Annotated in this window: 14 protein-coding genes; 10 read left to right on the top strand and 4 right to left on the bottom strand. The window is 33.7% G+C overall.

Annotated elements, in window-relative coordinates:
* Window positions 1–7: 7 nt before the first annotated feature.
* Window positions 8–412, bottom strand: a complete 405-nt coding sequence (locus CJ739_RS19595; RefSeq protein WP_117179157.1) for a MotA/TolQ/ExbB proton channel family protein — start codon at window positions 410–412, stop codon at window positions 8–10.
* Between the two features lie 233 nt (window positions 413–645).
* On the opposite strand from CJ739_RS19595, the gene CJ739_RS19600 reads away from it, so the two are divergent.
* Window positions 646–1,749 carry a sensor histidine kinase gene (locus CJ739_RS19600; protein ID WP_236951564.1) on the top strand — a complete coding sequence of 368 codons (1,104 nt, stop codon included), beginning with the start codon at window positions 646–648 and terminating at the stop codon, window positions 1,747–1,749.
* A complete protein-coding gene (locus CJ739_RS19605) occupies window positions 1,750–2,466 on the top strand; it encodes a LytR/AlgR family response regulator transcription factor (RefSeq protein WP_117178428.1) in 717 nt (238 codons plus the stop codon). It abuts the gene before it with no gap.
* A gap of 74 nt (window positions 2,467–2,540) precedes the next feature.
* On the opposite strand, the gene lpdA is transcribed toward CJ739_RS19605, so the two are convergent.
* Window positions 2,541–3,941, bottom strand: a complete 1,401-nt coding sequence (gene lpdA / locus CJ739_RS19610; RefSeq protein ID WP_117178430.1) for a dihydrolipoyl dehydrogenase — start codon at window positions 3,939–3,941, stop codon at window positions 2,541–2,543.
* 308 nt (window positions 3,942–4,249) lie between these two features.
* Entirely contained in the window at window positions 4,250–5,851 is a 1,602-nt protein-coding gene (locus CJ739_RS19615; protein WP_117178432.1) for a S41 family peptidase, read from the bottom strand.
* Window positions 5,852–6,196: 345 nt separating this feature from the next.
* On the opposite strand from CJ739_RS19615, the gene smpB reads away from it, so the two are divergent.
* Both smpB and CJ739_RS19625 read left to right on the top strand, forming a co-directional pair.
* Window positions 6,197–6,655: an SsrA-binding protein SmpB gene (smpB, locus tag CJ739_RS19620; protein WP_117178434.1), complete on the top strand. Its 459-nt coding sequence runs from the start codon at window positions 6,197–6,199 to the stop codon at window positions 6,653–6,655.
* 22 nt (window positions 6,656–6,677) lie between these two features.
* Window positions 6,678–7,217 (top strand): hypothetical protein, encoded by a 540-nt coding sequence (locus CJ739_RS19625; RefSeq protein WP_236951565.1) that lies wholly within the window; start codon window positions 6,678–6,680, stop codon window positions 7,215–7,217.
* 277 nt (window positions 7,218–7,494) lie between these two features.
* Here CJ739_RS19625 and CJ739_RS19630 read toward each other — a convergent pair whose 3' ends face one another.
* Window positions 7,495–8,136, bottom strand: a complete 642-nt coding sequence (locus tag CJ739_RS19630; RefSeq protein WP_117178436.1) for a protein-L-isoaspartate(D-aspartate) O-methyltransferase — start codon at window positions 8,134–8,136, stop codon at window positions 7,495–7,497.
* A gap of 604 nt (window positions 8,137–8,740) precedes the next feature.
* Here CJ739_RS19630 and CJ739_RS19635 point away from each other — a divergent pair.
* From CJ739_RS19635 to CJ739_RS19660, 6 genes are all read left to right on the top strand, one after another.
* A complete protein-coding gene (locus tag CJ739_RS19635; protein ID WP_117179161.1) occupies window positions 8,741–9,700 on the top strand; it encodes a Gfo/Idh/MocA family protein in 960 nt (319 codons plus the stop codon).
* Between the two features lie 44 nt (window positions 9,701–9,744).
* Window positions 9,745–10,635: a 3-hydroxybutyryl-CoA dehydrogenase gene (locus tag CJ739_RS19640; protein ID WP_117179163.1), complete on the top strand. Its 891-nt coding sequence runs from the start codon at window positions 9,745–9,747 to the stop codon at window positions 10,633–10,635.
* 61 nt (window positions 10,636–10,696) lie between these two features.
* Entirely contained in the window at window positions 10,697–11,935 is a 1,239-nt protein-coding gene (locus CJ739_RS19645) for a DUF1015 domain-containing protein (RefSeq protein ID WP_117178438.1), read from the top strand.
* Window positions 11,936–11,967: 32 nt separating this feature from the next.
* A complete protein-coding gene (locus CJ739_RS19650) occupies window positions 11,968–12,633 on the top strand; it encodes a YggS family pyridoxal phosphate-dependent enzyme (RefSeq protein ID WP_117178440.1) in 666 nt (221 codons plus the stop codon).
* Window positions 12,634–12,737: 104 nt separating this feature from the next.
* Window positions 12,738–14,102 (top strand): exonuclease domain-containing protein, encoded by a 1,365-nt coding sequence (locus CJ739_RS19655; RefSeq protein WP_117178442.1) that lies wholly within the window; start codon window positions 12,738–12,740, stop codon window positions 14,100–14,102.
* Window positions 14,103–14,205: 103 nt separating this feature from the next.
* Complete coding sequence (locus CJ739_RS19660) at window positions 14,206–16,164, top strand: DUF3858 domain-containing protein (protein WP_162880277.1); 1,959 nt, start codon at window positions 14,206–14,208, stop codon at window positions 16,162–16,164.

Below are 16,164 nucleotides of genomic sequence, written 5' to 3' on the forward strand. Positions count from 1 at the left end.
ACAAACACTATGAACTTTTCTGAAGCCCTTTCAATATAACAATTCCAATTCTAGAAATAATAAACGTAACCGTACCAAACAGCATCGTTAAAAAGGTGACTTTTAAACCTCCTGCCATCTTAGAAACATCACCTGTCCCATCAACAGTATCAAAAGCCTCTATCATACCCATTATGGATGCTAAAATTCCTAGCACTAATCCTAACAGACTCATGTCTGATACCAAAGAAATCATTTTTTTAAACGTCATCTCATCTTTATTTAAACGCAGGGTTGCCCTAATTAAAAAGAAAATGGACAGCAATAAGGAAATTAAAATAAGGGCCATAAAAAATGGGCCACCTTCGTTAAACCTCTTGGCTAATTCATCACCAATTGAAGAATTCTGAGTACTGATTACTAACATATTCATAATTATTTGATTTAAATTAAACATGCTACAAACTTAAAATGTAAATGTTTGACTCAAATTAAAATGCGACAGATGACCAATTTAGCGATTTAAATAACATCTTGTTAAAACAATTGCTAAATTGGTTATTCGTCTACAAAAAACAAAATAGCTATAAAAATATGCTATCATTGTATTGATATTTGGTAAAGATGTTAAAAAGACAATTCATTATAAAAAAAATAGGTCAGTTATTGCTACATATATTATTTTGGTGTGGTGTTTTGTTGTTTTACACTTACTTTTTTGGTTTTAATAGTACCAACTTTAATTATATCTTATCATTCTCCTTATTTTTAATGCCCATTACCATTACAACGACCTATGTTTTAATTTATAAAATAATCCCCGAATACCTTATAACAAAACGATATTTTCGTTTTGGATTATACAGCATATATACCTTTATAATTTCTGCCTATCTTATTGTAATTTCTGTTTTTTATGGATTGATTTATCTATCTAATTTTCAATATGCAAATATGGCACCCATCAGCAGAAACTTATTGTTTGTTGGCACTGCCGTGTATCTAGTAATTATTATTGTTAGTGCCTTTAAGTTATTAAAACTGAATTTAAACCACGCCGAAAAAACCAAAAAGTTAGAAACCAAAATTTTAGAAGCCCAATTAAAACTTAAAGAGCAAGAGCTGAACTACCTTAAAATGCAAATTCATCCCCATTTTTTATTTAACACCTTAAATACAATGTATGGCTTTGCTTTAAGAAAAGCTGACGAAACTCCTGAAATGATATTAAAACTATCCAATTTACTGGATTATTTACTCTATCAAATTGATAAACCCTTTGTGCTTTTAACAGATGAAATAAATCATATTAAAGACTATATTGAATTAGAAAAAATGCGATTCAACAACACTCTTTTTGTTAGTTTTAATTGTCATAATAGTATTGAATCAGTCAACGACCTCGGGGCAAGCCCACGAGGCATTTATAGGAAGAACATTGAAAATTCGAAGCAAACCCCGGAGCATTCAAATCTCGATTATCGAGTAAAAATTGCACCTATGCTATTATTAACATTTGTTGAAAACAGCTTTAAGCACGGTAGATTAAAAAACAGTATTTTAACCATTAAAATTGATATCTCCTGTACTAAGGAAAACATACATTTTTCAATAGAAAATACAAGCTCAAAAAGTGAAACACCAAATAAAGGCATCGGATTGCAAAATATTCAAAAACGATTAGACCTTCTATACAAAGACCATTACATTCTAAAAGTTGACAACAAAGAAGATCTTTTTAAAGTAACACTGACACTAAAACATAGCTAATTGCAAAACCAAAAAAACATATCCTGCTTAATTGTTGATGATGAAGCTATTGCAAGGGACGTTATAGCAACCCATATTTCAAAGATTGAAAATGTTACCATTGTGAAAAGCTGTAGCAATGCCATGGAAGCTTTCAATATCATTCGTACCCATACTATTGATTTGCTATTTTTAGACATTAATATGCCCGATATTTCTGGAATTTCATTAGCTAGGTCTATTAATAAAAACATTAAAATCATATTCACAACGGCCTATCGCGATTATGCCGTGGAGGGTTTTGAGCTTCAAGCAGTTGATTATTTATTAAAACCCATTTCTTTTGAACGTTTGTTACAAAGCATAAACACCTATTTTGAAGTATATCATCAACCTAAAACAACTGATGAAAAACCTTTAGAATCCAGTAGTTTTATGTTTGTCCGTTCAGACAGACGCATGATTAAAATAGATTTTGAAGCTATTATTTACATTGAGAGTTTTAGTGATTACATTAAAATTCACTTAAAAAACGAAGTTATAGTTACACGGGAAACGATTAGTGCCATTGAGGCTAAACTTCCAAACAATCAATTTTTAAGAATCCATCGCTCCTATATCATTTCAATTGCACATATCAATTCCTTTACTAATGAACATGTGGTCATTAACCATAAAGCCTTAACGATTAGCAGAAGTTACAAAAAAGAGGTTTTGGAACGGTTGGAACGGTATTAGAGAAAACAAAAAAGCGAACCTCAATGGGTTCGCTTTTTGTTATAAAGAGATTCCTGCCTTCGCAGGAATTTTGCTTAAATATGCAATGCTCTATCGTCAGTAGCCGCTAAAGCTGCTTCTTTGATAGCTTCGGTAAATGTTGGATGTGCATGGCTCATACGAGATACATCTTCAGCAGATGCTCTAAATTCCATAGCAACCACAGCTTCCGCAATCATATCGGCAGCACGGGCACCAATCATGTGTACGCCTAAAATTTCATCGGTTTTCTTGTCTGCTAAAATCTTAACAAAACCATCTAAATCCATACTGGCTCTACTTCTACCTAAAGCACGCATTGGGAAAGACCCTGTTTTGTATTCAACACCAGCTTCTTTTAATTGCTCTTCGGTTTTACCAACCGCAGCAACTTCTGGCCATGTATAAACAACACCCGGAATTAAGTTATAATCGATATGTGGTTTTTGTCCTGCCAATGTTTCGGCAACAAATACGCCTTCTTCTTCAGCTTTATGCGCTAACATCGCCCCTTTTACCACATCTCCAATGGCGTAAATGTTGGAAGCACTTGTTTGTAAATGGTCGTTCACTTCTATTTGGCCCCTATCGGTTAATTTCACTCCGGCAGCTTCAGCATTCAATCCATCGGTATACGGACGGCGTCCTACAGATACTAAGCAGTAATCACCTCTAAATTCAATTTCTTCCCCTTTTTTATTATCCGCCTTTACAATAATTTCATCACCAACACGCTCTACAGATTTCACTTTATGGGATATATTAATATTGAATTTTTGTTTTTTCAATACTTTATTAAGCTCTTTTGAAAGACCAGAATCCATCGTTGGAATGATACGATCCATAAACTCAATAACCGATATCTCGGCACCTAAACGTTTGTAAACCTGACCCAATTCCAAACCAATAACACCACCACCAATAATGATTAAATGTTTTGGTATCTCTTTAAGTTTCAATGCTTCGGTAGATGTTATAATACGCTCTTTATCAATATTGATAAACGGTAAACTTGATGGCTTGCTTCCTGTAGCTATAATGGTGTTTTTAGCTTCAATTACAAGAGTTTCATCACCTGAAATGGTAATATGGGTGGCATCTTTAAAACTTCCTAAGCCTTGATACACGTCAATATTGTTCTTCTTCATTAAAAAATCAATACCTCCTGTCGTTTGGTCTACCACAGCTTGTTTACGGGCAATCATTTTTTCAAGATTTACTTTAATATCTCCAGGAATTTCAATACCGTGTTCTTCAAAATGCTTGATGGCATCTTCGTAATGATGTGAAGAATCTAAAAGTGCTTTACTTGGAATACAGCCCACGTTTAAGCAAGTGCCACCAAGTGTGTTGTATTTTTCTATAATGGCAGTTTTCATGCCCAATTGTGCGCAACGAATGGCTGCCACATAGCCTCCTGGACCCGAGCCAATAACGGCTACATCGTATGAATTCATATTATATTATTGAAGTTCGTTTATTAAAAATCGAAAACAAAAATACAAATGTTTTATGGTAAGACAATAAAAAAGAAATCTTAAATAGTTGTAATTGTTATTTCTATTACATTGAAAATAAAACCCGTTATAGATAAGAATCTTTTAAACCAACTCGTTTTATTCCAATAATTTTTCATCTGTTTATATTTAGCCTCCTAACCCCCGAAGGGGACTCATACTAGTATCCTTAACCCTTGGTTAGACTCTTAACCCATAACTCATAACTCTTCCGTCAGATGGTACATCCATAATCATGATCCTGTGTGTTAAAAGCGTTTTAGTATGGATGTTTCATTCGTTTTTATAGCATTTAATATCCATTCCAATTCGGGGTCTTTATGCTGGTTTCGGTCTTCAATAGTAGGAACAATTTCAACATCGGGCTTTATACCATAACCATCGGGCGTTTGTTTATAGGATGATTCAATTTGCATTAATCCCATTCTTATTTTTAGTTTAGAGTTTGGCATTTCGTGAATTTTATAAATACCAGCAACACAGCCATTGTATGCGCCACCAGTCTCCTCTCCTATAAAAACAGCCCTTTTATTGGCTTTTAAATGGGTCGATAGTAGCGACGATGCCGAAAAAGAGTTTCCATTGATTATGACATACAACGCGCCTTTGTAATTTAAAGGGTGGGGTTCTTTTTCTTTTGAAAACCTGAAATTATAATAAATCCTACCGTCTTTCTTCTTTGTTTTAATTAAATTTTGGGCAATGATTATAGGAGAAAGAACAACGGTTGATACTTTAACCACAATCGGTGTGGTGTTACTCATTAAATATTTAAAATAAGGCAAACGGCTATTTACTTCACTGTCTTCAACCAATTTATACTTTTTGTTAGTTAAAAATGAATAGAGATAATCTATTTCGGCTATTCTTCCGCCGCCGTTATCCCGTAAATCCAAAATAAGATGCTCGGTTTTTAGCGCGTCTATTTTATTGAAACTCTCTTTATAAAATTTCCTGTAATTACCATTGCTAAATCCTCGGATTTTCATGTAAGCAACCGTACTATCCTTTCCAATAAAATTAAAATTTCGGGTATATTCTTTTGTGGCAGCTATAAAACCACGTTTTCTATTTTCTTTGCGTTTTCTTTTAGCAGCCATACGGTTTTGCTGCTTTTCTTTTTTGGTTAATTTTTCAGGAATTACCTTTGCTAAAGAATCATTTTTATTCGTTTTTTCATCTTTTAAAATACGTCTAAAGGTTTTTGTAAAGACAGAATCTTTTTGTCTGAATTCAATTTTCAAACTATCCAAAAAACCTTTGTCTTGATAAAAGAACGTGGAAAAATGGTTGCTTACTGCTCTGTTGTACAGGGTTTGGTTATAACCATCGGATGTAAATCGGGTTTTATATTGCTCCACCAAGTCCGCTGCAATATCATCCTCAATTTTAAGCACTTCACTTCCAATAAACATGGAATCGTTTCCTCTGGTTCCAACCACCCAAAGTTTGTTATCCAAATATTCAAATTCCAAATCATAAAATTCAAACTTTCGTTTCTTTAATGCTTTCCGCTCTTTTTTTGTATAGCGTTTACTTACCGAACCAACCGAAATATGTCCTTGTTTTATTTGGGCAACTACCGGTGCTAATTTTTTATAAAACTCACGCGATGTTATAGGAGTTGTTATAGACATTTTTAAACTATCGAACTTAAAATCCAAAACCTCTTTAGAGGTATATTGATATAACTTGGGATGGTGCTTTTTTAATTGATTGTAAACCTTATCGACATCACGCCTTAAATCTTCAACTGGATGAGGCATTGTAATTTGCTCATTATGTTTTTTGATGCTTCCGCAGGAAACCAATAGTATTAAAACAACATAAAACAGGAATTGTTTTTTCATACACTAACTTTCAATTTTAAGCTTATGTAAATTACTTGTATTTTGATCAATTGAAAAAGGTTTTTATTTTATTTAACGTTTCAATAAAATGGCAAATTGGACTAAGAGACTGTTTAAGTTTTACCCTTTGGCTCTTGTCTGTGCCTTTTTCCGCCATGCATCAGCTATTTTTTGGTTCGTGGCTATGTACCTCTCCCTCTCGGCAGCCTGGCTCCTTCGCTAAAAAGGTCTCCCTATACCTTTTTTATACGCTCGGCCCTGTCTGACAAAAAAATACCCTATAAAATATTCCAAAAACAAAACTTAAGCTGTCCCTAAAAATAAATTTATGTAGCTTTGTGGTCGATGCAAAAAAACATAAACATACAAAATAAAAAAGCACGCTTTCTATATGAAATTTTAGATAAGTACACCGCTGGTATTGTGCTAACGGGTACCGAAATAAAATCGATTAGAAGCAGTAAAGCTTCTATTGCTGAAAGTTTTTGTGAGTTTAACGAAAAAGGCGAGCTTTTTGTAATTAATGCTACTATTGAAGAATATGCCTTTGGGAATTATTACAACCACCGCCCTAAAGCGGAACGAAAATTGCTTTTAAACAAACGGGAACTTAAAAAATTGCAAAAAGAAGTTCAAAGTTCGGGACTTACCATTATCCCGTTACGCTTGTTTATTAACGAAAAAGGCTATGCTAAAATGGAGATTGCCTTAGCAAAAGGCAAGAAACTTTATGATAAACGCGAAACGATGAAAGACCGCGATAATAAACGCGATTTGGATCGTATAAAGAAAAATTTCAAATAAACATCCTTATAATCTGTTTAAAATGATAAAAAAACTGCTACTTCTGGTTTTAATTTCTTTTGTATCTACAACCATTCAATCTCAAGAAAAAGGTAAAGAAGCTCCAAAGGATTATACCGAGAACGTGTTAACCATAGATAGCACTGTCAATTCTTTATATGGGGTAATTTCTGGTGAAAAAGGAAAAAAAAGAGATTGGGCACTTTTTAAGTTTTTATTTCACCCAGATGGTAAATTGATTACTTCGGGCAGAAACAATGAAAGGAAATTTCAAATCCGCTACATGAAACCAGACGATTATATTAAAAGCTCAGGTAAATGGCTGGTTGAAAAAGGGTTCTTTGAAAAAGAAATTCATAGAACCGTTGATGCTTTCGGTAACATGGCCCATGTATTTAGCACTTTCGAAGCGTTTTATGATGAAGCTGACGATGATCCTTTTATGCGAGGTATTAACAGTATTCAACTACTTAACGATGGAGACCGCTGGTGGATAATTAATGTTTTTTGGGATAACGAAAACCGAAGAAACCCGATACCTAAAAATTATTTACCGAAGTAGGTTTTGGGCAGTAAGCAGTAAGCAGTAAGCAGTAAGCAGTAAGCAGTAAGCAGTAAGCAGTAAGCAGTAAGCAGTAAGCAGTAAGCAAAACTAACTAATTCATATTAGCTTTAATTTTTGTTAGCTTAATTTTTGCTTTTGAAAGTCATCAAATCCACAAACAACCATCAACTATCAACCACTACCTAATTCATATTAGCTTTAATTTTTGTGTTTTGAAACGAGCAACCCAGAACCCAGAACCCATCAACCAAAAACCAACGACCAACAACCACCCCTAATTCTTATCCTCCAACAAAGGCACAAACCTAAATTCTCCAAACTCGTGTTGTTCAAATTCTTTGGTGTCTTTTCTAATAAAAAGAGTCATGATTTGCACATCGCCACCCACAGGAATCACCAACCTGCCCCCTATTTTTAATTGGCTCAATAATGGATTGGGCACAAAAGGCGCACCGGCAGTCACAATAATACTATCAAAAGGGGCTTCTTCTTTTAGTCCTTTATAGCCATCACCAAAAATAAGTTTCTTGGCACGATAGCCCAATTTTGGTAAAAAATTACTAGTTTTTTTAAACAGTTCTTGTTGGCGTTCTATACTATAGACTTTAGCACCCAGTTCGCATAAAACGGCCGTTTGGTAACCGCTTCCTGTACCAATTTCCAGAATTTTATCTTCTTTTTTTACTTGTAACAATTCGGTTTGAAATGCCACGGTATAAGGCTGCGAAATGGTTTGGTCTGCAGCAATAGGGAAAGCCATATCCTTATAAGCATAATCTAAAAAACCCGAATCCATAAACAAATGCCTTGGTACTTTGCCAATAGCTCCTAATACGGCTTCGTTTTTTATTCCTTTGTTTTTTAATACATTAACTAGTTGTTGTCGTAGTCCTTTATGTTTAAAAGTGTCTTTCAAGATTGGTGTAGTTTATAAGGTTAAAATTAAACAAACATTTCTAGGTTATAAAGCTTAAATAGGAATTAATTTTATGTTGTTTTTAATGTGCTGATTACAAATTGTATTAGACGATTTTTGATTGAAGAAACAAGACCGCTTCGCTAAAAGATTCAAGAAACAAGAAAATATAAAAAAGAAAAGACTAATAGCCAATTCATATTCAAATGTATATTTACATGTCTGTTTTAATAATCGCAGTAATTTATTATTATAAAAAGCAAGTCCACAAATCAGTAATCTCTTTAAAAAGCCATTATCACTGTGTTCGCAGTGAATTATAAAAGTTTTATCGGATAACAATGATAGTTTTATAAAAAGAGTAAAACCTAAGCAACACCCATTATAAATACGTCCGCATTAGGGATTACTCATAGATACTACGCTATATGTGAATCCTATGTATTAGAAACGGAAAGCCCACAGTGATTCAGGAGCGAGAACTTGTAGAGAAAAGCCCGTCCCATGTGGTGACGCCTAAATAATTATTTTTAACTAAATTTTCGTATGCAATACTAAAATTCGTGTGTTAAATATCTTATTTTTGTTGAAAACGTTAAATATGATGCTAAAAGCTGGAGTACTTGGTGCCGGCCACCTTGGAAAAATTCATTTAAGACTTCTTAAACAATCTGATAAATATGAGCTTGTTGGTTTTTATGATGCCGATGAAACCAATGGTAAAAAAGTAGAAGCTGAATTTGGGTATAAATTTTTCAATTCTATTGATGCACTTATTGATGCCGTAGATATGGTGGATATTGTAACGCCCACGCTATCGCATTACGATTGTGCTAAAAAAGCCATCTCGAAAGGAAAGCATATTTTTATTGAAAAGCCTATTACGAACACCGTTGAAGAAGCTGAACATATCAGAGAACTTCTTGCCGAAAATAACCTTAGAGGGCAAGTGGGCCATGTAGAACGGTTCAACCCAGCATATTTAGCAGTAAAGAATGACATCAAATCACCTATGTTTATTGAAACACATCGTTTGGCAGAGTTTAACCCACGTGGTACCGATGTGCCTGTGGTGTTGGATTTAATGATTCATGATATCGATATTATTTTAAGCGTTGTAAAATCGAAAATAAAAAACATTAGTGCCAGTGGTGTGGCGGTAATTAGTAGCTCACCCGATATTGCCAATGCACGTATTGAATTTGAAAATGGTTGTGTAGCGAACTTAACTGCTAGCAGAATTTCGCTTAAAAAAATGCGGAAAGCCCGTTTTTTTCAAAAAGATGCCTATATATCGGTTGACTTTTTAGATAAAAAATGTGAAGTGGTTAAAATGAAAGATGCCCCAGAAAACCCGGGTGATTTTGATATGGTGCTTCAAAATGCTGAAGGCGAGAAAAAACAAATTTATTTTGATAACCCCCATGTAGCAAACAACAACTCCATTCTTGATGAATTGGAGGCTTTTGCCGATGCTATTAATACAAACTCATCACCTGTGGTCACACTTCATGATGGTACGGAGGCTTTGCGTGTTGCTACTCAAATTATTAATTGTTTTTAAGAAATAGCTACGAATTCACGAATGATAACGAAATAATCTGTTCAATGAAAAATATAGCAGTAATTGGTGCGGGTACTATGGGAAATGGTATTGCACATACCTTTGCTCAAAGTGGATTTGAGGTTAACCTAATTGACATAAGCGAAACGTCACTTAAAAATGGTATGGCTACCATCACTCGAAATCTGGATAGAATGGTTGCGAAAGAAACCATCACGGAGATTCAAAAAGAAGACACCCTTAAAAACATTAGCGCCTTTACTAGTATTTCTGAAGGTGTTAAAAATGTGAGTTTGGTAGTTGAAGCGGCAACCGAAAATGTGGATTTAAAACTGAATATTTTCAAACAACTGGATGAGACTTGTGCTAAAGACTGCATTTTAGCTACAAACACCTCCTCTATTTCAATAACACATATAGCAGCGGTTACCTCAAGACCAGATAAGGTCATTGGAATGCATTTTATGAATCCGGTACCTATTATGCAATTGGTTGAAATTATCCGCGGATACAATACCAGTGATGCTGTAACGAATACCATTATGGATTTATCCAAAACACTCGGTAAAACACCTGTTGAAGTGAACGATTACCCTGGGTTTGTTGCCAACCGCATTTTAATGCCCATGATTAACGAATCCATTGAAACCTTATATAATGGCGTTGCCGGTGTGCATGAAATTGATACCGTTATGAAATTAGGCATGGCACACCCCATGGGACCATTACAATTAGCCGATTTTATTGGTTTAGACGTTTGTTTATCCATACTGCATGTGATGTACGACGGCTTCAAAAACCCCAAATATGCTCCATGCCCATTATTGGTAAATATGGTTCGTGCTGGTAAATTAGGCATAAAATCCGGTGAAGGTTTTTATGATTATTCCGAAAGCAAAAAAGCAGAAAAAATTTCTAGACAGTTTTTGAAATAAACAGTCACAATCGCAGTTTTCAGAACTGAAACTGATAGCTGAGACTGAAACCTAACAAAAAATGGCAAAAATAATTCCTTTTAAAGCAGTAAGACCTGTCCGAGATAAAGTTGGACTTGTAGCATCACGCTCGTACCAAAGCTATTCAAAAGCGGAACTAAAAGCACGATTGGAATACAATCCATTTTCATTCTTACATATTGTAAATCCGGGTTATAAATACGATAAAAACATTCGTGGAAAAGAACGCTTTAATTTGGTAAAAAACCGCTATTTAGAGTTTAAAGAGGATGCCATTTTTATTCAAGATGAAACTCCTTGTTATTATATTTATAAAATTGTTAATCGTGATGGTAATTCCTTTTCTGGCATTATTGCCGCCGCAAGTACCGAAGATTACAAAAACGATGTTATAAAAAAACACGAAGACACCATTGAGTATCGTGAAAACATTTTTAAAGATTATTTAAAAACCGTTGGTTTTAATGCAGAACCGGTACTCCTTACCTATCCCGATAATACAACTATTAAAACTGTCATTTCTGAAGTGCAAAAAGAACGTGCCGAGTATGAGTTTACAACACATTTTAGAGACACCCATTACTTATGGCTACTTAAAGACGCTAAATTAATTGATAAAATAAAGCATGAGTTTGAAAAGATAAACACCATTTATATTGCCGATGGCCACCACCGTTCGGCCTCTTCCTGCTTACTTTCTGAAGATTTAAAATCTGAAAACAACCAACACACTGGAACCGAAGCTTATAATTATTTTATGAGTTATTTAATTCCAGAATCTGAATTGAAAATTTATGAATTTAACCGACTGGTAAAAGACTTAAATGGCTTAACAAAGGAGGCCTTTTTAATTCAACTCGATGCCATATTTCGTATTGAAAAACGAGGCAAAGAATTATACAAACCTACTCAAAAACATCATTTTAGCATGTACTTGGATGGTGATTTTTATTCGTTGTTTTTACGGAAAACCAATCACCAATTCAACACAGCTCTAGATGCTTTAGATACTCAAATTTTACACAAAACTGTTTTAGAACCTATTTTAGGCATTACCAATGTGCGTAATAATACCCGTATAAGTTATTCACATGGTCAAAACGATTTAGTAACTATAAAAAGCAAAGTCGATTCCGGTGAATTTGCTGTTGGTTTTGGTTTAGTGCCCATTACGATCGGTGAACTAAAAGCCATTGCCGACAACCACCTAACCATGCCGCCAAAAAGCACGTTTATAGAACCAAAATTACGTAGTGGGATTACTATTTATGAATTCTAAAAACTAAGCAATAAACAACTTTACAAATAGCAATGCATATACAAGACAACCTTAATCATATAAAATCCATTTTACCAAAATACGTTACTTTAGTCGCTGTTTCAAAAACCAAACCTGTGAGCGATTTAATGGAAGCCTATAATGCGGGTCAGCGTATTTTTGGTGAAAATAAAATCCAGGAAATGGTTGAAAAACATGAAGTCATGCCAAAAGATATTGACTGGCACATGATTGGGCATGTACAGAGCAATAAAGTAAAGTACATGGCTTCGTTTGTCAAGTTAATTCATGGAGTGGATAATTTTAAATTGTTGGAAGAAATAAACAAACAGGCCAAAAAACACAATCGAATTATTGATTGTTTGCTTCAAATTAAAATAGCTTCAGAAGATTCTAAATTCGGAATGACGGCTTTGGAAGCTACCGACATATTAAAATCTGATTCATTTTCAAAATTAAAAAACATACAAGTTACTGGTGTTATGGGAATGGCAACGTTTACCGATGATGAAAATCAAATTAAAAAAGAATTCACATTGTTAAAAACCACTTTTGATGCTTTAAAATATCATGAATCTTTTAACTTTAAACCTGAAACCATTAGTATGGGAATGAGTGGCGATTATGCCTTGGCTATTGATTGTGGAAGTACCATGATTCGCGTTGGAAGTAGTATATTTGGAGAACGGAATTATTAGCAATAGGCAATAGGCAATAGGCAATAGGCAATAGGCAATAGGCAATAGGCAATAGGCAAATTTATACTTTTAACTTTTAACTTTTAACTTTTAACTTTTAACAAATTTACGCAATATTAGACATAGAAACCACTGGTGGTAAGTACAATGAAGAAGGCATAACTGAAATCGCTATCTATAAATTTGATGGTCACCAAGTTGTAGATCAATTTATAAGTCTCGTTAATCCTGAACGCGACATACAGCCCTTTGTGGTGAATCTTACTGGAATTAACAACAACATGTTACGCCATGCGCCTAAATTTTATGAGGTAGCAAAACGCATTGTTGAAATTACAGAAGATTGCATTTTAGTAGCCCACAATGCGCAATTTGATTACCGTATTTTATGTACAGAATTTGGTCGTTTAGGTTTTGAGTATGTGCGTCCGTCACTTTGTACCGTTGAACTTGCCAAAGATTTAATACCAGACCAACCATCATACAGCTTAGGAAAATTAGTGCGCTCACTTGGAATTCCTGTTGCCGATAGACATCGGGCATCTGGTGATGCTTTAGCTACAGTTAAACTGTTTCAAATGCTTTTAGACAAAGACACTGCAAAAAGCATCATTCAACAATCTATCCGATTGAATCCAAAGCTTCAACTAGAACCTAGGCATTTAGACATTATTAATGAGTTGCCTCCTATTACAGGCGTGTATTACATCCATAAGTCTGATGGAGAAATCATCTATATTGGAAAAAGCAGTAATATAAAAAAACGCATCAACCAACACTTTACGAATACCAATCAAAAATCAAAAAGAATACAAGCACATGTTACCGCTGTAACCTATGAAGCAACCGGTAGTGAACTTGTTGCCCTTTTAAAGGAAAGTGAAGAAATTAAACGCGTTAAACCCATATATAACAGGGCATTGAGACGTACCGTTTTTACCCATGCCCTGTATAGCTTTGTAGATGATAACAATTACATAAACCTAAAAATTGATGTGGTTGATGGTCGTAAAAACCCCATAACAACCTTTAGTAATAGGGAAAGTGGCAAAAGCTTTATAACAAAAGCTGTTGAAGAATATAAATTATGCCAAAAACTAACCGGCTTATACAAAACCAAAACCAGTTGTTTTAACTATGATATTAAGACTTGTGAAGGTGCCTGTATTGAAAAAGAGCCTGCCGAATCTTACAACAAACGCGTTGAGGCGTTAATCAATAAAAACAGTTATAAAAACAAAAACATGGTGATTATTGATAAAGGAAGGGATATTGATGAGCATAGTGCCATTTTAATTGAAAATGGTGTGTTTAAAGGTTTAGGCTTTTTCAATTTAAACTATCAAATAAACAATATTGAGGTTTTGGAATCTATTATTACGCCCATGAAAAATAATAGAGATACCCAACATATTATTCAAAGTTATCTTCGAAGAAACAATAGAGTAAAAATAATTTTGTTTGATTAATAAATTTCAAGAAATTTAGGACATTTTTAATGAACTTGTCTTGACCTTTTTGATCGAAGCGGAAAAAAGTCAAGATGAGTTCAAAACAAACGCCAACAAAAACATGAAAAAAAATCTCACTTTCCTATTTGTTCTTTTTAGTTTATTAAGTTTTTCACAAGAAGACTACTTTCCAGAAAGCTATAATGTAAAGTTTAACGATATTAAATCTTCAACCTTTGCAAGAGATAGTACTGCCAACGCCTTAGTCATATACGATTTTGGAAATAGCCATGTTGATCCAGATGATTTTGAACTTAAAACCGAAATAAAACGCAAAGTAAAAATTTTAAATAGAGAAGGTTTTGACAAAGCCACCATCTCCATTCATTTATACAACAGTAGTAAAGCTTCACAATCCGTTAAGAACATCATGGCGACTACTTATAACCTTGTTGGCAATACTATCGTTTCAACCAAAATTGATAAAAAAGATATTTTTGAGGAAAAATATGATGAGAACCATACATTAGTAAAATTTACATTGCCTAATATTAAAGAAGGCTCAGTAATAGCTTATAGCTATACCCTTAGTTCACCTTTTATGTTTAATTATAAGGGCTGGAGTTTTCAAGAAGATATCCCCAAATTATATAGTGAATACCGAGCCAGTATCCCTGGTAATTATGAATATAATATCAAGTTAGTTGGTGGCAGAAAACTAAAAACCAATACCACCTCGGTAGAAAAAGAATGCTTACGTGCCTTTAATGGTGGTGTTGCTCATTGTGGAAAATACGTGTATGCTATGGAAGATATCCCTGCTTTTATTGAAGAAGATTACATGACAAGTAAATCAAATTATTTAGCAAGAATTGAGTACGAGCTAAAAATATTTAGAGGTTTTAATGGCGTTATAGACAACTATACAAAAACTTGGGAAACAGTTGACAGCGAACTAAGAGGAGATGCAAATATTGGCAAACAACTCACGAAATCAGTTGATACTGAAACCTTATTAAGCAATGACATACTAAATGAAACCGATGCTTTAAAAAAAGCACAAAGCATTTACAATTATGTGCAAGAAAACTATACTTGGAATGATGAGTATAGAATATTTCACGAGGTTTCTGTTAAAGACCTTATTAAAAATAAATCCGGAAATATTTCATCCATAAACATTTTACTCCACAATTTATTAGAAAGTGTTGGTATGGAGGTAAAACCCATTTTACTATCAACCAGAGACAATGGGTTTGCTACAAAAATATTCCCCGTCATTTCAGAATTTAATTATTTAATAGTACAAGCGACAATTAATGACAAAACTTATTTATTGGATGCTACTGATAAATACTTAAATTTTGGAGATATTCCTTTTAAATGTTTAAATGGTTATGGGCGTATTTTAGATTTTAAAAAAGGAAGTGATTGGATTAACATTGAGCCTGAAAAACCATCTACCGTACAATATAAAATTGAATTAAATTTAGATGCCAACGAAAACATGTCAGGCAATGTTTATGGAAAAAAAATAGGCTATCATGCATTAGACTCAAGAAAAGCATATTACCCAAATAGAGAAGTGTATATTAATAAAATTCATGATAAGTATCCCTATATTGAAATTTCCAATCACAAGGTATTAAGTGAAGGAAAAACAAGTCCTGATTTTATAGAATCTTACGATATTAAATATGAAGACAATGTAACAGGAGACCACATTTATTTAAATCCTTTTATAATGAAGTTTTTTAACGAAAACCCTTTTAAACTTCAAGAAAGGACTTACCCTATAGATTTTGGATATAAAGACACCTATTACTATGCCTTTAAACTAAATTTTGACGAAGCGTATACTATTTTAGAAAAACCTAAAGATCTTGCCTTAAATTTACCAGATGGTAAAGGACAAATAATTTTATCAAGTAATTTAACTGATAATTCAATAAGTCTCCTACTTAGAATTAAGTTTAATGAAACAGTTTTCGAGCCAGAATATTATCCCTATTTAAAAGAATTCTTTAATAAAATCGTAGACGTTCAGACCAATTCCCTTATCTTAATAAAAAAGAAGTAA

Origin of the sequence: Mariniflexile sp. TRM1-10 (assembly GCF_003425985.1) — a bacterium.
Classification (GTDB): domain Bacteria; phylum Bacteroidota; class Bacteroidia; order Flavobacteriales; family Flavobacteriaceae; genus Mariniflexile.